This window comes from Pseudomonas sp. S2_E02, assembly GCF_054668355.1.
Genome location: NZ_CP162761.1, coordinates 5,818,712 through 5,839,650, shown reverse-complemented (window position 1 = coordinate 5,839,650; position 20,939 = coordinate 5,818,712). Strand labels below are relative to the sequence as shown.

Sequence of the window (20,939 nt, the reverse complement as noted above, 5' to 3'; positions counted from 1 at the left end):
GACGCTCCGCGTTCGGCTCTGGATGGGACGCGGAGCGTCCCGGGCTGCATTCCCACGCGGAGCGTGGGAACGATCAAGGCCTCACCGATCAAACCTGAGGTTTGACTCGGTCAGCCGGGCGCCGCACACCTGCGACAATCTTGTCCACAGCCTTGGTCGCCGCAACCATGCCGAACGTTGCCGTCACCATCATCACCGCACCAAATCCGCCGGCGCAGTCGAGCTTCACACCGTCACCGACAAAACTCTTCTGCAAACAAATGCTGCCATCCGGTTTCGGGTAGCGCAGTTGTTCCGTGGAGAACACACACGGCACGCTGTAATGGCGGGTCACGGTGCGCGAAAAACCATAATCACGACGCAACGTCGAACGCACTTTCGAGGCCAACGGGTCGTTGAACGTGCGGTTGAGATCGCACACCTGAATCAGCGTCGGATCGATCTGCCCGCCCGCACCGCCGGTAGTGATGATCTGGATCTTGCGGCGCTTGCACCAGGCAATCAGCGCAGCCTTGGCGTTGACCGCGTCGATGCAGTCGATCACGCAGTCGATGTTCGGCGTGATGTATTCGGCCATGGTGTCGCGGGTGACGAAATCCGCCACGGCGTGCACCGTGCAATCCGGGTTGATCCCGCGCAGACGCTCGGCCATCACTTCGACCTTGGGCTTGCCGACGGTGCTGTCCAGTGCGTGCAACTGGCGGTTGGCGTTGCTGACGCAAACGTCATCAAGGTCGAACAGCGAAATCTCGCCGACGCCACAACGGGCCATGGCTTCCGCCGCCCAGGAACCGACGCCACCGACGCCGACGATCGCCACATGGGCCGCGCGCAAGCGCTCCATGCCTTCGATGCCATACAAACGGGCGATGCCTGCAAACCGCGGATCTTCTGTACTCATGACCATTACCCCAAAAACCGGCGCGCATTATAGGGCTACACAGCGACAAGTTTTAAGCTTCGAACTACAAGTGTAAGAACTTAAGTCAAAGTCGGCTGCCCAATGTCGGGCATTTCCCTGTCTGATGTACGACTTACGAACTGCCGGTGTAGGATGCGCGCCCCTCGGGCGTATAGCCGACCGATCCTCCGTTCCACAGCCTTTGGAACCCGAAATAGCTATGTCATCGCGTAAATTTGGACTCAACCTGGTGGTGGTTCTGGCAATCGCCGCCCTGTTCACCGGTTTCTGGGCGCTGATCAATCGCCCGGTTTCCGCGCCGAACTGGCCGGAGCAGATCTCCGGTTTCTCCTATTCGCCGTTCCAGCAGGGACAATATCCGCAAAAAGATCAGTACCCGACTGACGACGAAATGCGCCGCGACCTGGAGATCATGAGCAAGCTGACGGATAACATCCGCATCTACTCGGTCGACGGTTCGCTGCAAGACATCCCGAAACTGGCTGAAGAATTCGGCCTGCGCGTGACGCTGGGGATCTGGATCAGCCCGGATCAGGAACGCAACGAACGGGAAATCACCCGTGCCATCGAACTGGCCAACACCTCGCGCAGCGTGGTTCGCGTGGTGGTCGGTAACGAAGCGATCTTCCGCAAGGAAATCACCGCCCAAGAGCTGAGCGTGCTGCTCGATCGCGTGCGCGCAGCGGTGAAAGTGCCGGTGACCACCTCCGAGCAATGGCACGTCTGGGAAGAACACCCGGAACTGGCCAAACACGTTGACCTGATCGCTGCGCACGTTTTGCCGTACTGGGAGTTCATTCCGGTCGACAAGGCCGGCCAGTTCGTTTTTGATCGCGCTCGCGATCTGAAAAAGCTCTTCCCGAAAAAACCGCTGCTGCTCTCCGAGGTCGGCTGGCCGAGCAACGGTCGCATGCGTGGCGGTGCCGATGCGTCGCCGGCGGATCAGGCGATCTACTTGCGCACACTGGTCAACAAGCTCAACCGCCAAGGCTTCAACTACTTCGTGATCGAGGCGTTTGACCAGCCATGGAAGGCCAGCGACGAAGGCTCGGTCGGCGCGTACTGGGGCGTGTTCAACGCTGCGCGTCAGCAGAAATTCAACTTCGAAGGCCCGGTGGTCGCGATCCCGCAGTGGCGCGTACTGGCGATCGGTTCGGTGGTGCTGGCGCTGTTGTCGCTGACCCTGCTGATGATCGACGGCTCAGCATTGCGTCAGCGTGGGCGGATCTTCCTGACCTTTATCGCCTTCCTCTGTGGTTCGGTGCTGGTGTGGATCGGTTACGACTACAGCCTGCAATACAGCACGTGGTTCAGTTTGACCGTCGGCTTCCTCTTGGCGCTGGGTGCACTCGGGGTGTTTATCGTTTTGCTCACCGAAGCGCATGAACTGGCCGAAGCGGTGTGGATTCACAAGCGGCGGCGTGAGTTCCTGCCGGTCGAGGGCGACTCCAGCTATCGCCCGAAAGTCTCGATCCATGTGCCGTGCTACAACGAGCCGCCGGACATGGTCAAACAGACCCTCGACGCCCTCGCCGCGCTCGATTATCCGGACTACGAAGTCCTGATCATCGACAACAACACCAAGGATCCGGCGGTGTGGGAGCCGGTGCGCGATTACTGCGAAACCCTCGGCCCACGCTTCAAGTTCTTCCACGTCTCGCCGCTGGCCGGTTTCAAGGGTGGCGCGCTGAACTACCTGATTCCGCACACGGCCAAGGACGCCGAAGTCATCGCGGTAATCGACTCCGATTACTGCGTGCACCCGAACTGGCTCAAGCACATGGTGCCGCACTTCGCTGACCCGAAAATCGCCGTGGTGCAGTCGCCGCAGGATTATCGCGATCAGAACGAAAGCACCTTCAAGAAGCTCTGCTACGCCGAATACAAAGGCTTCTTCCATATCGGCATGGTCACTCGTAACGACCGTGACGCGATCATCCAGCATGGCACCATGACCATGACCCGCCGCTCGGTGCTGGAAGAATTGGGCTGGGCTGACTGGTGCATCTGTGAAGACGCCGAACTCGGTCTGCGCGTGTTCGAGAAAGGCCTGTCAGCGGCGTATTACCACGACAGCTACGGCAAGGGCCTGATGCCGGATACGTTTATCGACTTCAAGAAGCAGCGTTTCCGCTGGGCCTACGGTGCGATTCAGATCATCAAGCGCCACACCGGCAGCCTGTTGCGCGGCAAGGACACCGAGCTGACCCGTGGCCAGCGTTACCACTTCCTCGCGGGCTGGTTGCCGTGGGTCGCGGACGGCATGAACATCTTCTTCACCGTCGGCGCGCTGTTGTGGTCGGCGGCGATGATCATCGTGCCGCAGCGGGTCGATCCGCCGTTGCTGATCTTCGCGATCCCGCCACTGGCGCTGTTCGTGTTCAAGGTCGGCAAGATCATCTTCCTCTACCGTCGCGCGGTCGGCGTGAACCTGAAAGATGCGTTTTGCGCGGCACTGGCCGGGCTGGCGTTATCGCACACCATCGCCAAAGCGGTGTTGTACGGCTTCTTCACCAGCAGCATTCCGTTCTTCCGCACGCCGAAAAACGCCGACAACCATGGTTTCTGGGTGGCGATTTCCGAAGCGCGCGAAGAGCTGTTCATCATGCTGCTGTTGTGGGGCGCGGCGCTGGGGATCTTCCTGGTCAACGGCATGCCGAGCAACGACATGCGTTTCTGGGTGGTGATGTTGCTGGTGCAGTCGCTGCCGTATCTGGCGGCGCTGATCATGGCGTTCCTGTCGTCGCTGCCGAAACCGGCGGCTGCAGCGGAACCGGCGCCGGTCGTCTAAATCCTCATCGAAGCACTAAACGGCGGCCAATGGTCGCCGTTTTGCTTTAAGATAACCGCCATTTTGCGGGGCTTGGCGGCGTTCGGCTCATTGGCCGAACCCAATTCCTGTAGGTTAGTCCGCGCCCACATTCATGATCTTCGGAGTTTTCCATGACGGCCCACGCCGACCTTTCGCCGACCCTCCAACTCGCCATCGACCTGATCCGCCGTCCGTCCGTGACGCCGGTCGACGCCGATTGCCAGAAGCAGATGATGCAGCGCCTGGGCGATGCCGGTTTCAATCTCGAGCCGATGCGCATCGAAGATGTGGATAACTTCTGGGCCACCCACGGCAACAACGACGGCCCGGTGCTGTGCTTCGCCGGCCACACCGACGTGGTGCCGACCGGCCCGGTCACGGCTTGGCAGATCGACCCGTTCAACGCGCTGATCGACGAACACGGCATGCTCTGCGGCCGTGGCGCGGCGGACATGAAAGGCAGCCTGGCGTCGATGACCGTCGCCGCCGAGCGCTTTGTCGCTGACTACCCGAACCACAAGGGCAAGGTCGCGTTCCTGATCACCAGCGACGAAGAAGGCCCGGCGCACCACGGCACCAAGGCTGTGGTCGAGCGTCTTGCTGCGCGTAACGAGCGTCTGGACTGGTGCATCGTTGGGGAACCATCGAGCACCACTTTGGTTGGCGACGTGGTGAAGAACGGCCGTCGCGGCTCGCTCGGTGCCAAGCTCACCGTCAAAGGCATTCAGGGTCACGTGGCCTATCCGCATCTGGCGAAGAATCCGATCCACCTCGCTGCTCCGGCGCTGGCCGAACTGGCCGCCGAGCACTGGGATCATGGCAACGATTTCTTCCCGCCGACCAGTTTCCAGATCTCCAACGTCAATTCCGGCACTGGCGCGACCAACGTGATTCCGGGTGATCTGGTGGCGGTGTTCAACTTCCGCTTCTCCACCGAATCGACCGTCGAAGGCCTGCAGAAACGCGTGGCCGATATTCTCGACAAGCACGATCTGGACTGGCACATCGACTGGGCACTGTCCGGCCTGCCGTTCCTCACCGAACCGGGCGCGCTGCTCGACGCGGTGTCGGCGAGCATCAAGGACATCACCGGTCGTGAGACTAAAGCGTCCACCAGCGGCGGAACGTCCGACGGCCGTTTCATCGCGACCATGGGCACGCAAGTGGTTGAACTGGGCCCGGTCAACGCGACCATTCACCAGGTCAACGAACGCGTTCTGGCCGCCGATCTCGATGTGCTGACCGAGATCTACTACCAGACCCTGATCAAGTTGCTCGCCTGATGCTCGCTTGCCCCATCTGCAGTGAACCGCTGAACACAGTGGACAACGGCGTGGTCTGCCCCGCCGGCCATCGCTTCGACCGTGCGCGACAGGGTTATCTGAACCTGTTGCCGGTACAGCACAAGAACAGCCGTGATCCTGGCGACAACCAGGCCATGGTCGAAGCACGCCGGGACTTCTTGAACGCAGGGCATTACGCGCCGGTGGCCAAGCGTCTGGCCGAGCTGGCGGCGAGTTATGCGCCGGATCGCTGGGTCGATATCGGTTGTGGCGAGGGTTACTACACCGCGCAGATCGCCGAGGCCTTGCCGAACGCGGATGGCTACGCACTGGATATTTCCCGCGAAGCGGTCAAACGTGCCTGCAAACGTAATCCGGCGATCAGCTGGTTGATCGCCAGCATGGCCCGCGTGCCGTTGGCGTCGGGCAGTTGCCAGTTTCTCGCCAGCGTTTTCAGTCCTCTGGACTGGGAAGAAGCCAAGCGTCTGCTCAGTGTCGGCGGCGGTCTGATGAAAGTCGGCCCGACCAGCGGCCACCTGATGGAGTTGCGCGAACGTCTTTATGACGAAGTGCGTGAATACGCCGACGACAAGCATCTGGCCCTGGTGCCGGAAGGCATGGCGCTGGCGCACAGCGAAACCCTGGAATTCAAGCTGACGCTGGACAAGCCTGAGGATCGCGCCAACCTGTTGGCGATGACACCTCACGGCTGGCGCGCCAGTGCCGAGCGTCGTGCGGCGGTGATCGAACAGGCCGAGCCGTTCGTGACCACCGTGTCGATGCGCTACGATTATTTCGTTCTTCAATAACTTTTGGTCTCGGGCGAGTGCCCGGGGCCGGCTAAATCCGCGAATGGATTTTTCAGACCCGCAGTGAGGACATCCATGCGCCAACCGGACATCGAGATTTACCTGAAAGACGCCGACGTCGACCACAAGGCCATTTCGGCCTGGCTGGGCGAAGCGTTGGGCCCGTGCAGTGACTGGGTACAGAAAGGCCAGACTTACAAATGCACGGCCGGCAACGTGCCGGTGACCTGGCTGCCGAAAGCCGTGGGCAAGTGGAACAGCCTGTACCTCGAAAGCGACCAGACCCCATGGGACGACGACATCGCCTGCGCCCGCGCCGCCTTTGCTGCGCTAAACGTCGAAGTGCGTTGCGCGCCGGGGACGTGGGTTGAAGAGGAAGGTGAAGAGACGGCGGACCGCTGGATGCGTATCAGCGCAGACGGTGAAGAAGAAATCACCTGGAAAACCGCCTGAAAGCAAAAGATCGCTGTCTCGGACAGCGATCTTTCGACCTTGAAATTACAAGTTACACCCTGAATAGCTCCCTCAGTTCCAGTTGCCCACCGCTTGATCGGCTTTTATGAATTCAAACCGTGCGGAATCGGCAGTTGTTCGGGGCATCGTCAGCTTGATAATCGGTATTGCCTTGCTGGAATACTTGTAAAAATCCTCCTGGTTGAACCGGGCAGCCGCCAAACCATTACTCGTATAAAAGAATGCCTTGATTGGAATGGTCGTATGGATGTTCTGTGGCCATGTCGCCAGACGGATTTCATTCCACGAGTTGAACGACTCGGCCCCCATTAACTTCATGGCCAGTATTCCCTGATAAAACGCATTGGCTGCAAGCGTTCCCTGGCCGGGTCGGACATTGAACCCACACTGCCGCTGGTATTTCCAGCCTGTGGGTCCTTGGTTGTAATGGGTGAGCCATCCTGCAGCAGTGGTAATTCCCTGCTGCTCGCATGAGCGACTGACCGTCGGATAATTACTGGATACACCACAGCCCTGATCGCCCCTTATATCACTGCCTCCGTCTATGGGAAAAATGCATAGAACCTGAACTTCCACACTCCCCGCCGGGCGCTGCTGAAGTGGAAAAAGACGAAACCACTGGTGTTTGGATAGTTGGAGGGAAATCCTTTGAAGTGCGCATCTTTACGCAAGTAAAAAAATGAAACTCCTCCATTCTGCTGCGAAAGCGGACTGGGGTTCCAGGCGCGATAAGCCGTACCGTTGATCGTCGCCCGCAATATGACACCCGAGCACAACGCCGCTGGTAGCGAAGCACTGCCGCAATTTTGTCGCGTATCGGCGTACTGTGCATTGAGATCATTGGCAACGCGTTGCCCATCTCCTCCCGGCTCCGTACCGATTACCCGCACGGGCAGCGCTGACGAGGTAATCAGATTGCCCGCGCCACCCACCTTGTAGGTGTAAGTGAGGTTAAACGTACGACCCTTGTTTTCGGTGATCCAGGCTTTGGGCAACTTGAAGGTCAGCGTGCCTGCGGTGGATACGGTCTGGATCGGTGCATCACGCAACGCCACACCGGTCAGGCGCACGCCGACAGTATCTTTCGCTGCCAGGCTAGGATAACTGACCTGAACGTTGGCTTCGGTGCCGAGCGTGTCGACGTTCAACTCACCCGTCGGTGCTTCGACCACTTTGAATACGTTCTGGCCCTGAGCACTGACCACGCGAATGCTCAGTGGCGACGAGGTAATCAGACTGCCCGCGCCACCTACCTTGTAGGTATAAGTGAGGTTGAACGTACGACCCTTGTTTTCGCTGATCCAGGCTTTGGGCAACTTGAAGGTCAGCGTGCCTGCGGTGGACACGGTCTGGATCGGCGCATCACGCAACGCCACACCGGTCAGGCGTACACCGACGGTGTCCTTCGCTGCCAGGCTCGGATAACTGACCTGGACGTTGGCTTCGGTACCGAGCGTGTCGACGTTCAACTCACCCGTCGGTGCTTCGACCACCTTGAATACGTTCTGGCCCTGAGCACTGACCACGCGAATGCTCAGTGGCGACGAGGTAATCAGACTGCCCGCGCCACCTACCTTGTAGGTATAAGTGAGGTTGAACGTACGACCCTTGTTTTCGCTGATCCAGGCTTTGGGCAACTTGAAGGTCAGCGTGCCTGCGGTGGACACGGTCTGGATCGGCGCATCACGCAACGCCACACCGGTCAGGCGCACGCCGACAGTATCCTTCGCTGCCAGGCTCGGATAACTGACCTGGACGTTGGCTTCGCTGCCGAGCGTGTCGACGTTCAACTCACCGACTGGCGCTTCAACCACTTTGAATATCGAAGATTGCGCGTCAAACGTATTCTGAGTTTCGTTCTGTGATGGTGATGACTGAACCGTCATTGCCCGGAAGCCGGGTTGCGCAACCTCTGAGGGAGTGGGTTGCACCGAGCATCCAACAACTCCCATTATCAGAAAAATCGAAACACTCTTCCACATGGCCGCTTTCCTCTCGAACAGACAACGCCCTGGAAACTCTGATTCACAGGGATTTTGTTCCGCGAAGGTAAGCGTGAGAAAAAAGACGTCTACTGTCATAACTGACAGGGTGATTGTTTATACAGCATTGAGTTCAGGACTTTCTCGCCCCAAAAAAGATCGCAGCCTGCGGCAGCGCCTTCAGGGTCATGTGCACACCCGTAGACTGCGATCTTTTGATCTTCAAGGTTACAGGCCTACAACATCCTCAGCCTGCAAACCCTTCTCGCCAGTAATCACTGCGTATTCAACCTGCTGGCCTTCAGTCAGCGACCGATGCCCTTCGCCGCGAATCGCGCGGTAGTGCACGAACACGTCCACCCCGTCTTCGCGCTGGATAAAGCCGTAGCCCTTGGCGTCGTTGAACCACTTCACGTTGCCGGTTTCACGTGTTGCCATCTGTTCATACTCCTTTTTTATTATTGGACAGGCTTTTCGCAGGAAAGCCTTTGCGGAACGTCAGCCTGCGTCCGACGTCCATAAAAGGCCCCCGGCGACAGACCGCCGAGTATATGACAGGTGCGGAAAGTCTCAACAGGAGATTAGTTCGCCGCTTTTTTGCCGATTTTCGCCCAATACGGCAAACTGTCGCCCTCCCGAGCAACCGCTCGGTTTATCCACTCACGCAGAAGCCGTATGACCCGTTCCCCGTTCCGCCGTCTAGTGTTTGGCACCTTGCGCCGACTGTTGTACCTCTGGGTTCGCTCGGAAACGATCAACCAGTCGTCGCTCACCCTCAACCTCGACCGCAGTCGTCCGGTGTTCTACGTCCTGCAAAACCCTTCGCTGACCGATCTGGCCGTGGTCGATACCGAGTGCACCAAGGCCGGCCTGCCACGTCCGGTGCTGCCGGTGTCGGTGGGTTCGCTGATCGAACCGGCGGCGTTTTTCTACCTGACGCCGGATCCGGACTGGCTCGGTCGCCAGGACAAGCGCGGCGCACCGCCGACCCTGACCCGACTGGTCAGTGCCCTGACGCAGAACGCCGCCGAAGACGCGCAGATCATTCCGGTCAGCGTGTTCTGGGGCCAGTCGCCGGACAGCGAAAACAGTCCTTGGAAATTGTTGTTCGCCGACAGCTGGGCGGTTACCGGGCGCCTGCGGCGCCTGTTGAGCATCATCGTCCTCGGGCGTAAAACTCGCGTGCAGTTCTCCGCGCCGATTCATCTGCGCGAATTGATCGAGCACAACAAGGGCCACGAGCGCACCGTGCGCATGGCCCAGCGCATCCTGCGCGTGCACTTCCGCAATCTGAAAGCGGCGGTGATCGGCCCGGACATTTCCCACCGCCGCAATCTCGTCAAAGGCCTGCTCAACCAGCCGCTGGTCAAGCAAGCGATCCTCGACGAAGCCGAGCGCGAAAACATCTCCGCGGAAAAAGCCAAGGCTCAGGCCCTGCGCTATGGCAACGAGATCGCCTCGGACTACACCTACACCGCGATCCGCTTCCTCGAAGTGGTGCTGAGCTGGTTCTGGAACAAGATCTACGACGGCATCAAGGTCAACCACATCGAAGGCGTGCAGAAGGTCGCGCAAGGTCACGAAGTGATCTACGTGCCGTGCCATCGCAGCCACATCGACTACCTGCTGCTCTCATATCTGCTGTTCCGCAACGGCCTGACCCCGCCGCACATCGCCGCCGGGATCAACCTGAACATGCCGGTGATCGGCAGCCTGCTGCGCCGTGGCGGTGCGTTCTTCATGCGCCGCACGTTCAAGGGCAATCCGCTGTACACCTCGGTGTTCAACGAATATCTACACACGCTGTTCACCAAAGGCTTCCCGGTCGAATACTTCGTCGAGGGTGGCCGCTCGCGCACCGGCCGCATGCTGCAACCGAAAACCGGCATGCTCGCCATTACGATGCGCAGCTTCCTGCGTTCGTCGCGGATGCCGATCGTGTTTGTGCCGGTGTACATCGGCTATGAGCGCGTGCTGGAGGGTCGCACCTACCTCGGCGAATTGCGTGGCGCGAGCAAGAAGAAAGAATCGATCTTCGACATTTTTAAAGTCATCGGCGCGCTCAAGCAGCGTTTCGGTCAGGTTGCGGTGAACTTCGGTGAGCCGATCAAACTGGCGGAGTTCCTCGACGCCGAGCAACCGGACTGGCGCCAGCAGGAACTCGGCCCGCAGTACAAACCGGCATGGCTCAACGAGACCACCAATCGCCTCGGCGAAAAAGTTGCGCAGCATTTGAACGAAGCGGCGGCGATCAACCCGGTCAACCTGGTGGCGCTGGCACTGCTGTCGACTACGCGTCTGGCGCTGGATGATCGCGCCATGGCGCGAGTGCTGGATCTGTATCTGGCGCTGCTGCGCAAAGTCCCGTACTCGCCGCACACCACGCTGCCGGAAGGCGACGGCCGTGCGCTGATCGAGCATGTGAAAGACATGGACCTGCTCGCCGAGCAGAACGATGCGCTGGGCAAGATTCTCTATCTGGACGAGCAGAATGCCGTCCTGATGACCTACTACCGCAACAACGTGCTGCACATCTTCGCGTTGCCTGCACTGCTGGCGAGCTTCTTCCAGAGCGCTTCGCGCATGAGCCGCGAACAGATCCTGCGCTACACCCGCGCGCTGTATCCGTACCTGCAATCTGAGCTGTTCATTCGCTGGACGCTGGACGAACTGGACGGTGTGGTCGATCAGTGGCTGGAAGCGTTCGTCGAACAAGGCCTGTTGCGTTTCGAGAAAGACGTCTATCTGCGTCCGGCACCAAGTTCGCGGCATTTCGTGCTGCTGACGCTGCTGTCGAAGAGCATCGCCCAGACCTTGCAGCGCTTCTACATGACCGTGTCCTTGCTGCTCAACAGCGGCCAGAACAGCATCAGCGCCGAAGAACTGGAAGACCTCTGCACGGTCATGGCCCAGCGCCTGTCGATCCTCCATGGCTTGAATGCCCCGGAGTTCTTCGACAAGAGCCTGTTCCGTCACTTCATCCAGACAATGCTCGACCTCGACGTGCTGCGCCGCGACGAGGCCGGCAAACTGAGTTATCACGAACTGCTTGGCGAGCTTGCCGAAGGTGCAGCCAAACGCGTGTTGCCGGCGGAAATTCGACTGTCGATCCGCCAGGTTGCGCTGCATCGCAGTGAAGATGCTGCCGATCAGGTCATCACTCAACCCGAGACCTGATGCAAACCTGGTGGGAGTGAGCTTGCTCGCGAAGACGGAGTGTCAGACAACTGAAATGTTGAATGCTAAACCGCTATCGCGAGCAGGCTCGCTCCTACAATTGAATGGAGAACATCATGAAAAAACTGACTCTGCTCGCCGCCGCAACACTGCTCAGCGCCTGCCAGTCGACCACACCTGCCGGCAAGGTCGGCCTCGACGGTGAAGTGTTCTACCTGCAGCGCATCGCTCTGCCTCCGAGCGCGACCCTCAGCGTGAGCCTGCAAGACGTCTCGCTGGCAGATGCGCCAGCCGTGGTACTGGACGAGCAAAAAGGTCCGGTCAAAGGCCAGGTGCCGCTGCCCTTCCACTTGAGCTACGATCCAGCGCAGATCAAACCTGGCCACCGTTACTCGGTCAGCGCGCGCATTGAAGTCAACGGTGAGTTGATGTTCATCACCACCGAAAACCATGCCGTGCAACTCGACGGCAACGACCCGCAGCCGCTGAAAATCCGCGTCGACGCCGTTCGTTAATTCACTTTCTGCAACAAGGAAGCCGCCATGTTCCGCCCTACCCTTCGCTTCGCCGGCCTGTGCGCAGGCCTGATGATCTCCGCCAGCGCGCTGGCCCTGTCGCTCAGTGACCTGTCGCAAACAGACGCCACCGGCGGCCTCAAGGATGCCCTGACCCAAGGCGCACAAATCGCCGTCAAGCAACTGGGCACCCCCGGCGGCTTCAGCAACAACCCGGACGTGAAGATCGAACTGCCGGGCAAACTCGGCAAAGCCGCGAGCAAAATGAAAGCCTTCGGCATGGGTGCTCAGGTTGAAGAACTGGAAACCGCGATGAACAAAGCGGCGGAAAGCGCTGTAACTCAAGCCCAGCCCATCCTCGTCGACGCCGTGAAGAAAATGAGCGTGGCAGACGCCAAAGGCATCCTCAGCGGCGGCAAGGACTCGGCCACGCAATACCTCGACAAATCCAGCCGCGAACAGATCCGCGCCAAGTTCCTGCCGATCGTCAAACAGGCGACCGACAAGGTTGGCGTAGCACAGAAGTACAACTCGTTCGCTGGTCAGGCTGCTGCGTTTGGCGTTGTCGATGCGAAGAGTGCCAACGTTGAGAATTACGTGACCGAGCAGGCGCTGAATGGCTTGTTCGAGATGATCGGCAAACAGGAAGAAACCATTCGCCAGAACCCGGCTGCTGCGGCGACCAGTTTGGCGAAGAAGGTATTCGGCACGCTCTAAGCAGTCAGAGCACGGGGGCGAATCCACTCGCTCCCGTGCTTCACTCCACGTAAGGGACTACGTAAAAAGAACACCCACTCTCGTCCCATCCTCTTTTTCTCAAAAACCTGTAACTGGTCCAGCCCCTTCAGAACCAAAGCCGCCTCGCGGTGCGAGCAAACAAAATTTTCCGCCACATTGCTCGCTGTGAACTCCTTCGCCACCCCGTTTTTTGCCGCCTGATACACCGCGTGTTGTTTTTTCGTCATCTGATCGAAGCAGCCAGAATTCGTCAGCCAGCGCTCGAACTCTTCGGCGTAGGCCACGCTCTCGCGATAAACATCCGTAAACCCGAGCACCGCTCGCTGAATGACCGAACACTGGAACTCGATGAAATAAGTCAGATCCAGCTCATCCGCCTCTGTATGCAGATATGAGCGCCCGTATTTCACCGGCGCATTACGCAGTAACAAACTGATCGCAACGTAGCGAAACGCCGCAAACTCGTTCTTGAACATGAACCAGTAAAACAACGCCCTTGCGACCCGCCCGTTGCCGTCACGAAAGGGATGTTCGTAACCCAAGGCAAAGTGCAGCGTAATTGCCTTGATCAGCGGATGCAGATAGCTCTTCTCTTGCGGTGAGCCGTCGGGCAGGTTGACCCACTGCGACAGTCGCTCCAGCCGCAATACCAATCCTGCTGCAGGTGGTGGTCGGTGCACGGTGTTGCCCGCCCCGTCCTGAACGACCACTTCGTCATTGATCCTGAACACCCCGGGGGAATACTGCTCGTCATCAATGCCCTCGACCCCCACCCGATGAATCGCTGCGATCAGATCCACGCTCATGGGTTCGTAACGTCTCTCCCAGGCAAAATTCATCATCCGGTAATTACCCATCACCATGCGTTCATCCGGAGTACGGGGCAGACGCTGCTGCTTGAGCATGTCCTTGGCTACGCGCGTGGTGGTCGCCGCGCCCTCCAACTGACTACTGGCGATGGCCTCGTCTTCGATCAGATCGTTCAGCAGATAACTGAAATGCGCCCGCTCGCCGATCTGGCTGGTCATGAATTCCAGCGCGGCCGTACTGGCCTGCCGATCGACGATGGAGATGGTTTTCTGTGCCAAAGGGGTCAACAGATACTTGCCCCACTGCACCGGCTCGCCCAGCGGCAGAAGGTCGATGTACTGGGCCGCCCGCGCCTTCTTGACCAACGCCCAACACAGTTTGGCATCCAGCCCCGCCGCCCAGCGATAACGCAACGCTTCAAATGGCAGATAACGCCCTTGATCATCGAGCGGCTTGAGCAGCGCAAGATAATCCGCCAGACGATGCTTGTGGGGCGGGCGCACCAGCAAATCGAACACCGGGTCGGATCGGCCCTTCAAGGATGGAGGCTTTTTCATCAAGGCGGACTCAAGGACTCTGGAAAAGCAGAGGCTTGAGTACAGCATTAGCGGCACCCTGGCTCAATATCAGAGGTTTCTGAAAAAGATGTAGGAAGTCGCGGGAGCAGAGCGAGCAATGGATATTCAGACAGACAGGTAGCGACTGACGTGCTGTCATCGCTGGCAAGCCAGCTCCCACAATTTGAACTGGGTGCATTCAGGCAGAGGATCGTTGGATTTCAGAACGCCTTCGCGAGCAAGCTCGCTCCCACAGTTGGATTGCGTACATCTGCAAAAACCTGGTCGGCTGTCAGGCCGCCTTCGCGAGCAGGCTCACTCCGACAGTTGGATTGCGTACATCTGCAAAAAACAGGTCAGCTGTCAGGCCGCCTTCGCGAGCAAGCTCGCTCCCACAGTTGGATTGCGTACATCTGCAAAAAACAGGTCGGCTGTCAGGCCGCCTTCGCGAGCAAGCTCGCTCCCACAGTTGGATTGCGTACATCTGCAAAAACCTGGTCGGCTGTCAGGCCGCCTTCGCGAGCAGGCTCACTCCTACAGTTGGATTGCGTACATCTGCAAAAACCTGGTCGGCTGTCAGGCCGCCTTCGCGAGCAAGCTCGCTCCTACATTTGGATTGAGTACACCTGCGGAAAACAGGTCGGATGTCGGGCCGCTTTCGCGAGCAGGCTCGCTCCCACAGTTGGATTGCGTACATCTGCAAAAACCTGGTCGGCTGTCAGGCCGCCTTCGCGAGCAGGCTCGCTCCCACAGTTGGATTGCGTACATCTGCAAAAACCTGGTCGGCTGTCAGGCCGCCTTCGCGAGCGGGCTCACTCCTACAGTTGGATTGCGTACATCTGCGGAAAACAGGTCGGCTATCAGGCCGCCTTCGCGAGCAGGCTCGCTCCCACAGTTGGATTGCGTACATCTGCAAAAAACAGGTCGGCTGTCAGGCCGCCATCGCGAGCAGGCTCACTCCTACAGTTGAATTGCGTACATCTGCAAAAAACAGGTCGGCTATCAGGCCGCCTTCGCGAGCAGGCTCGCTCCTACATTTGGATTGAGTACACCTGCGGAAAACAGGTCGGATGTCGGGCCGCTTTCGCGAGCAGGCTCACTCCTACAGTCGGATGGGGTACATCTGCGGAAAACAGGTCGGCTATCAGGCCGCCTTCGCGAGCAGGCTCGCTCCCACAGTTGGATTGCGTACATCTGCAAAAAACAGGTCAGCTGTCAGGCCGCCTTCGCGAGCAAGCTCGCTCCCACAGTTGGATTGCGTACATCTGCAAAAACCTGGTCGGCTGTCAGGCCGCCTTCGCGAGCAGGCTCACTCCTACAGTTGAATTGCGTACATCTGCAAAAAACAGGTCGGCTGTCAGGCCGCCTTCGCGAGCAAGCTCGCTCCTACAGTTGGATTGCGTACATCTGCAAAAACAGGTCGGCTATCAGGCCGCCTTCGCGAGCAAGCTCACTCCCACAGAAAAGCGAGAGCAGATCGCTTCTGCTCCCCACCACTCAACAGGATGAGCGTTAGCTCGGCTGCAGCCTTTGATCTTAAGGCCCGTCGGCAGGCTGAGTGGAGGGATTGATCCGGGGGTGGGAGCGCAGCGACCGTTCGACGAAGTCGAACACATCGAGAGGAGGTGCAGCGAAGCAAACCGTAGGCGATGCGCCCGGATCGATCCCGGAGCGAAGGAACCCCGAGCCCCAGCGAGCGGGCCGAACGTCAGGGCAAAGACCTTTGGTTCCTTTGGGGCGTTTGCCAAAGGGACTCGCTGTAAGAGCGAAACCGCCAGCGGCAGCACCCGCAGAAACGGATATACACCCAAAACCCCAAGAACATGGTCGGCCCAAAGGCCGCCACGTCACAAAAGAATCAAGCGCCCTTACGCACCCGGAACCAAGCCGCATACAACGCCGGCAAAAACAACAGCGTCAGCGCAGTCGCAACAATCAACCCACCCATGATCGCCACCGCCATCGGCCCAAAAAACACACTACGTGACAACGGAATCATCGCCAGCACCGCCGCCAGCGCCGTCAACACAATCGGCCTGAAGCGTCGAACCGTAGCCTCGATAATCGCCTGCCAAGGCTTAAGCCCCGAAGCAATGTCCTGCTCGATCTGATCCACCAGAATCACCGAATTGCGCATGATCATCCCGGACAACGCAATCGTCCCCAGCATCGCCACAAACCCGAACGGCTGACGGAACACCATCAAAAACAACGTCACCCCGATCAACCCCAGCGGCGCCGTCAAAAACACCATCACCGTGCGCGAAAAACTGCGCAACTGCACCATCAGCAAGGTCAGCACCACCACGATGAACATCGGCACCCCGGCATTCACCGACTTCTGCCCACGCTCGGAATCCTCCACCGTACCGCCGACATCCAGCAGATAACCATCGGGCAACTCGGCGCGAATCGAATCCAGCGTCGGCATGATCTGCTTCACCAATGTCGCCGGCTGCTCCTTGCCATAAATATCCGCACGCACGGTCACGTTCGGCAGACGATTGCGATGCCAGATAATCCCTTCCTCAAAGCCATATTCCAGCGTGGCAATCTGCGACAACGCCACACTGCGGCCGTTATCCGTCGGCACCGCCAGACTCGGCAACAAGGACAATTCAGTGCGTTCATGCACCGTGCCGCGCAACAGAATCTCGATCAATTCGTTGTCTTCGCGATACTGACTGACACTCGACCCGGTCAACGAACTCTGCAGGAATTTCGCCAGATTGGCCGTGCTTACACCCAATGCTCGCGCGCGATCCTGATCGATGTTCAGGTACACGACCTTGCTCGGTTCTTCCCAATCCAGATGCACATTGACCACATGCGGATTCTCGCGAACCTTGGCCGCGACCTTGCGCGCCAACGCACGAACCTCTTCGATGTGCTCACCGGTGACGCGGAACTGCACCGGGTAGCCAACCGGAGGACCGTTCTCCAGACGCGTCACCCGCGAACGCAGGGCCGGGAATTGCTCGTTAAGCGTCTCGATCAACCAACTGCGCAGCGCTTCACGTTCCTCAATGGTTTTCGCCAACACCACAAACTGCGCAAAACTGGCCGCCGGCAACTGTTGATCCAAAGGCAGATAAAAGCGCGGCGATCCGGTGCCGACATACGCCACATAATTATCAATACCGGCGTGATCCTTGAGCATCGCCTCCAGACGTTTCACCTCGCCAGTGGTATTGGCCAACGACGCGCCTTCAGCCAGTTTCAGATCAACCATCAACTCCAGTCGATTGGAAGCCGGGAAAAACTGCTGCGGGACGAAACGGAACAACATCACCGAGGCGATAAACAGCCCCACCGTCAGCACGATCACGGTCTTGCGGTGCGCCACGCACCACTCCACCAAGCGCCGAACGCGCTGATAAAACGGCGTGCCGTACGGATCAGCCTGACCATCGGCGGTACCATGTTTGGCCGCATGAATTTTCGCCAGATCCGGCAGGAGTTTTTCCCCCAGATACGGCACGAACATCACCGCCGCCACCCAGGACGCGAGCAAGGCGATGGTCACCACCTGGAAGATCGAACGGGTGTATTCGCCAGTGCCGGATTGCGCCGTGGCAATCGGCAGAAACCCGGCGGCGGTGATCAACGTACCGGTGAGCATAGGGAACGCGGTACTGGTCCAGGCATAGCTCGCCGCGCGGATACGGTCAAAGCCCTGCTCCATTTTGATCGCCATCATTTCCACGGCGATGATCGCGTCATCCACCAGCAAGCCCAGCGCCAGCACCAACGCGCCAAGGGAGATCTTGTGCAGGCCGATGCCGAGGTAATACATGCAGGCGAAGGTCATCGCCAGCACCAGTGGAATGGTCAGTGCCACGACCATGCCAGTGCGCACGCCGAGGGAGAAGAAGCTCACCAGCAAGACAATCGCCAGCGCCTCGACCAGCACCTGGACGAACTCGCCGACTCCGGTTTTCACCGCCGCCGGCTGATCGGAAACCTTGCGCAATTGCATGCCGGCCGGGAGGTTTTTCTGGATGCGCGAGAACTCGCCTTCCAGCGCTTTACCCAGCACCAGAATGTCGCCGCCATCCTTCATCGCCACCGCGAGACCAATCGCATCTTCGCCCATGAAGCGCATGCGCGGCGCCGGTGGATCGTTGAACCCGCGACGCACATCGGCGACATCGGAGATGCGGAACGTGCGATCACCGACGCGGATCGGGAAGTTCTTTATCTCCTCGACCGTCTGAAAATTCCCCGAGACCCGTAGCTGCAAGCGCTCGCTACCGGTTTCGAAGAACCCGGCGGTCGAGACCGCGTTCTGCTCTTGCAGCGCCTGTTGCACTGCCGCCAGCGGCAAGCCGAGGGTCGCCAGTTTGACGTTGGACAGTTCGACCCAGATTTTCTCGTCCTGCAAACCGAGCAAGTCGACCTTGCCGACATCCTTGACCCGTTGCAGCTGGATCTGGATGCGGTCGGCGTAATCCTTGAGCACCGCGTAATCGAAACCGTCCCCGGTCAGCGCATAGATATTGCCGAACGTGGTGCCGAACTCATCGTTGAAAAACGGCCCCTGAATATCCGGCGGCAAGGTCTGGCGAATATCACTGACCTTCTTGCGCACCTGATACCAGAGGTCGGGGATTTGCTTGGAATGCATCGAGTCGCGGGCAATGAACGTGACCTGCGATTCGCCGGGGCGCGAGAACGACACGATGCGCTCGTACTCACCGGTTTCCATCAGTTTCTTTTCAATACGCTCGGTGACCTGCCGCGAGACTTCCTGCGCGGTCGCCCCCGGCCAGCGGGTCTGAATCACCATGGCTTTGAACGTGAACGGCGGGTCTTCACTCTGGCCGAGTTTGGTGTAGGACAACGCACCGACGATGGCCAGCAAAAGCATCAGGAACAGTACGATCTGGCGATTACGCAGCGCCCATTCGGAAAGGTTGAAGCGCATCGGGGCTTACTCCTTGTTCGCCAGATTGACCACGCGATTGGAGCGATCCACCGGACGCACCTGCTGCCCTTCGAGCAACACATGCACGCCAGCAGCCACCACCCAGTCACTGGCGTTCAAGCCTTCGAGCACCGGCACGGTTTTCTCGCCGAACGGGCCGATGCGCACCGGGGTTTTCTTCAAGGTGTTGTTGGCGCTGACGACCCAGACGTAGGTCGCACCGTTTTCGGCGGTGAGTGCCGAGAGCGGCACCGAGAGGGAAACGCTATCGGCCGATTGCACAAACACCCGGGCGCTCTGCCCCAGTTCGGACGGGACTTTGCCGCTCACGAAAGAAATGCGCGCAGCGAAAGTGCGCGAGCGTGGATCGGCGGAGGGCGACAGTTCGCGGATCTGCCCGGCGAAGCGCTGGTTCTGCTGTGTCCACAGTTCGACGGTCACAGGCTGACCGACCTTGAAGCGGCCGAAGCTCTGCTCCGGCAGGCTGATCAGTACTTCGCGCTCGCCATCAGTGGCAAGAGTGAAAACAGTCTGTCCGGCGGCAACCACTTGGCCGACTTCCACCGAGCGTTTAGCCACCACGCCATCCTGCGGCGCACGCAGCACCGCGTAACTGGCCTGATTGGTCGACACGTTGAATTCGGCTTTGATCTGTTTAAGGCGGGCTTCACCGGAGCGGTAAAGGTTTTCGGCATTGTCGTAGGCCGAGCGGCTGACCATCTGCCGATCCATCAGGGTCTTGTAGCGATCACGTTCGGCGCGGACCAGATTGAGATTGGCTTCGGCGGCAGCCACCTGGGCGCGAGTGGCTTCCAGTTGCAGGCGCACGTCCTGCGGATCGAGTTCGGCGAGTGGCTGATCAGCCTTCACGCGCTGACCTTCATCGACCAGTCGTCGGCTGACTTTGCCGCCAATGCGGAATGCCAGATCCGGTTCGTAGCGGGCGCGCACTTCGCCCGGATAACTTTCCATCGCCTGTGCCGAAGGCTCTGGCTGCACCACCATGGCTGGTCGCACGGCGACTTGCGTCGCCTCTTCCTGACCGCATGCTGACAAAAGGAACGCCAGACTCACTGGCAACGCGAGGGACAACGCATGGCGGAACATGGTGACGGACCTTTCGCTAATGGTGCTTGGAATAATTATACTGGCGGGTATGTTATTAATAGCAAACTCACCAGTCCAGTATTAAAAGCGAAGAATGTCGAACAATCTTTCAGCTCCAAACGGCCCAGGCCGCCCCAAGGATCTGGCCAAGCGCCAAGCGATCCTCGACGCGGCGAAAATTCTGTTTCTGAGTCATGGCTACGCCAACACCAGCATGGACGCGGTCGCCAGCGAGGCCGGCGTGTCGAAGCTGACGGTCTACAGCCATTTCAACGACAAGGAGACGCTGTTCTCCGCCGCCGTGGTGGCCAAATGCGAGGAGCAATTACCGCCGCTGTTCTTCGAATTGCCCGAAGGCATCGCCGTCGAAAATGTGTTGCTGAACATTGCGCGAGGCTTTCATCACCTGATCAACAGCGATGAATCGGTGAATCTGCACCGTTTGATCATGGCGCTCGGCAGTCAGGATCCGAAGCTGTCGCTGATCTTCTTCGAGGCGGGTCCGCAGCGCATGGTGCAGGGCATGGAACGGCTGTTGACGCGCATCCACGAGACCGGCGCGCTGAGCATCGATCTGCCGCGCAATGCTGCTGAGCATTTCTTCTGCCTGATCAAGGGCGCGGGGAATTTTCGTTTGTTATATGGCTGTGGTGAACCATTGAGCGAAGAGGCTTCGGAGAGCCATATTCAGGAAGTGGTGGCTTTGTTTATGCGTGCTTACAGGCCCTGACTTTTAAGGTGTCTGAGGGGACGCCTTCGCGAGCAAGCTCGCTCCCACATTGGAATGCATTTCAAATGTGGGAGCGAGCTTGCTCGCGAATGGGGG

General features: G+C 59.1%; 15 protein-coding genes. 8 read left to right on the top strand and 7 right to left on the bottom strand.

The genetic code is table 11. The annotated features are described in order from the left end of the window. Positions 1-88: 88 nt before the first annotated feature. Entirely contained in the window at positions 89-907 is an 819-nt protein-coding gene (tcdA, locus tag AB4O01_RS26075) for a tRNA cyclic N6-threonylcarbamoyladenosine(37) synthase TcdA (RefSeq protein ID WP_166496615.1), read from the bottom strand. Positions 908-1,121: 214 nt separating this feature from the next. Between tcdA and AB4O01_RS26070 the strand changes: the two genes are divergently transcribed. The 4 genes from AB4O01_RS26070 to AB4O01_RS26055 all read left to right on the top strand — a co-directional run bounded on the left by AB4O01_RS26070 (position 1,122) and on the right by AB4O01_RS26055 (position 6,279). Beyond that, a complete protein-coding gene (locus AB4O01_RS26070; protein ID WP_093436619.1) occupies positions 1,122-3,713 on the top strand; it encodes a glycosyltransferase in 2,592 nt (863 codons plus the stop codon). 152 nt (positions 3,714-3,865) lie between these two features. After that, the gene (dapE, locus tag AB4O01_RS26065) at positions 3,866-5,017 is read left to right on the top strand and encodes a succinyl-diaminopimelate desuccinylase (protein WP_093436622.1); all 1,152 of its coding nucleotides are present in this window, start codon (positions 3,866-3,868) and stop codon (positions 5,015-5,017) included. Then, positions 5,017-5,826 (top strand): putative RNA methyltransferase, encoded by an 810-nt coding sequence (locus AB4O01_RS26060; RefSeq protein ID WP_460089993.1) that lies wholly within the window; start codon positions 5,017-5,019, stop codon positions 5,824-5,826. The genes dapE and AB4O01_RS26060 overlap by 1 nt, the downstream gene beginning before the upstream one ends. A 75-nt stretch (positions 5,827-5,901) precedes the next feature. Further along, positions 5,902-6,279 carry a hypothetical protein gene (locus tag AB4O01_RS26055; RefSeq protein ID WP_093436628.1) on the top strand — a complete coding sequence of 126 codons (378 nt, stop codon included), beginning with the start codon at positions 5,902-5,904 and terminating at the stop codon, positions 6,277-6,279. A gap of 72 nt (positions 6,280-6,351) precedes the next feature. On the opposite strand, the gene AB4O01_RS26050 is transcribed toward AB4O01_RS26055, so the two are convergent. From AB4O01_RS26050 to AB4O01_RS26040, 3 genes are all read right to left on the bottom strand, one after another. Continuing rightward, entirely contained in the window at positions 6,352-6,876 is a 525-nt protein-coding gene (locus AB4O01_RS26050; protein ID WP_460089992.1) for a hypothetical protein, read from the bottom strand. After that, positions 6,843-8,114, bottom strand: coding sequence for a hypothetical protein (locus AB4O01_RS26045; protein ID WP_460089990.1), 1,272 nt, complete (start codon positions 8,112-8,114; stop codon positions 6,843-6,845). Before AB4O01_RS26045 ends, AB4O01_RS26050 begins: the two co-directional genes overlap by 34 nt. Positions 8,115-8,510: 396 nt before the next feature. Beyond that, positions 8,511-8,720: a cold-shock protein gene (locus AB4O01_RS26040; protein WP_007908870.1), complete on the bottom strand. Its 210-nt coding sequence runs from the start codon at positions 8,718-8,720 to the stop codon at positions 8,511-8,513. Between the two features lie 237 nt (positions 8,721-8,957). On the opposite strand from AB4O01_RS26040, the gene plsB reads away from it, so the two are divergent. The 3 genes from plsB to AB4O01_RS26025 all read left to right on the top strand — a co-directional run bounded on the left by plsB (position 8,958) and on the right by AB4O01_RS26025 (position 12,691). Next, positions 8,958-11,459, top strand: a complete 2,502-nt coding sequence (plsB, locus tag AB4O01_RS26035; protein WP_460089989.1) for a glycerol-3-phosphate 1-O-acyltransferase PlsB — start codon at positions 8,958-8,960, stop codon at positions 11,457-11,459. A gap of 116 nt (positions 11,460-11,575) precedes the next feature. Further along, the gene (locus AB4O01_RS26030) at positions 11,576-11,974 is read left to right on the top strand and encodes a YbaY family lipoprotein (protein WP_093436640.1); all 399 of its coding nucleotides are present in this window, start codon (positions 11,576-11,578) and stop codon (positions 11,972-11,974) included. 27 nt (positions 11,975-12,001) lie between these two features. Continuing rightward, entirely contained in the window at positions 12,002-12,691 is a 690-nt protein-coding gene (locus AB4O01_RS26025) for a DUF4197 domain-containing protein (RefSeq protein WP_460089988.1), read from the top strand. Here AB4O01_RS26025 and AB4O01_RS26020 read toward each other — a convergent pair. The 3 genes from AB4O01_RS26020 to AB4O01_RS26010 form a co-directional block, all read right to left on the bottom strand. Beyond that, a complete protein-coding gene (locus AB4O01_RS26020) occupies positions 12,688-14,079 on the bottom strand; it encodes a Fic family protein (RefSeq protein WP_099758116.1) in 1,392 nt (463 codons plus the stop codon). The two genes, AB4O01_RS26025 and AB4O01_RS26020, sit on opposite strands and share 4 nt — an antisense overlap. A 1,858-nt stretch (positions 14,080-15,937) precedes the next feature. Then, positions 15,938-19,006, bottom strand: coding sequence for an efflux RND transporter permease subunit (locus AB4O01_RS26015; protein ID WP_093436655.1), 3,069 nt, complete (start codon positions 19,004-19,006; stop codon positions 15,938-15,940). A gap of 6 nt (positions 19,007-19,012) precedes the next feature. After that, positions 19,013-20,113 carry an efflux RND transporter periplasmic adaptor subunit gene (locus tag AB4O01_RS26010; RefSeq protein WP_460089987.1) on the bottom strand — a complete coding sequence of 367 codons (1,101 nt, stop codon included), beginning with the start codon at positions 20,111-20,113 and terminating at the stop codon, positions 19,013-19,015. Between the two features lie 94 nt (positions 20,114-20,207). On the opposite strand from AB4O01_RS26010, the gene AB4O01_RS26005 reads away from it, so the two are divergent. Next, on the top strand, positions 20,208-20,843 hold the full coding sequence (locus AB4O01_RS26005) for a TetR/AcrR family transcriptional regulator (protein ID WP_116254581.1): 636 nt from the start codon (positions 20,208-20,210) through the stop codon (positions 20,841-20,843). Positions 20,844-20,939 lie beyond the last annotated feature (96 nt).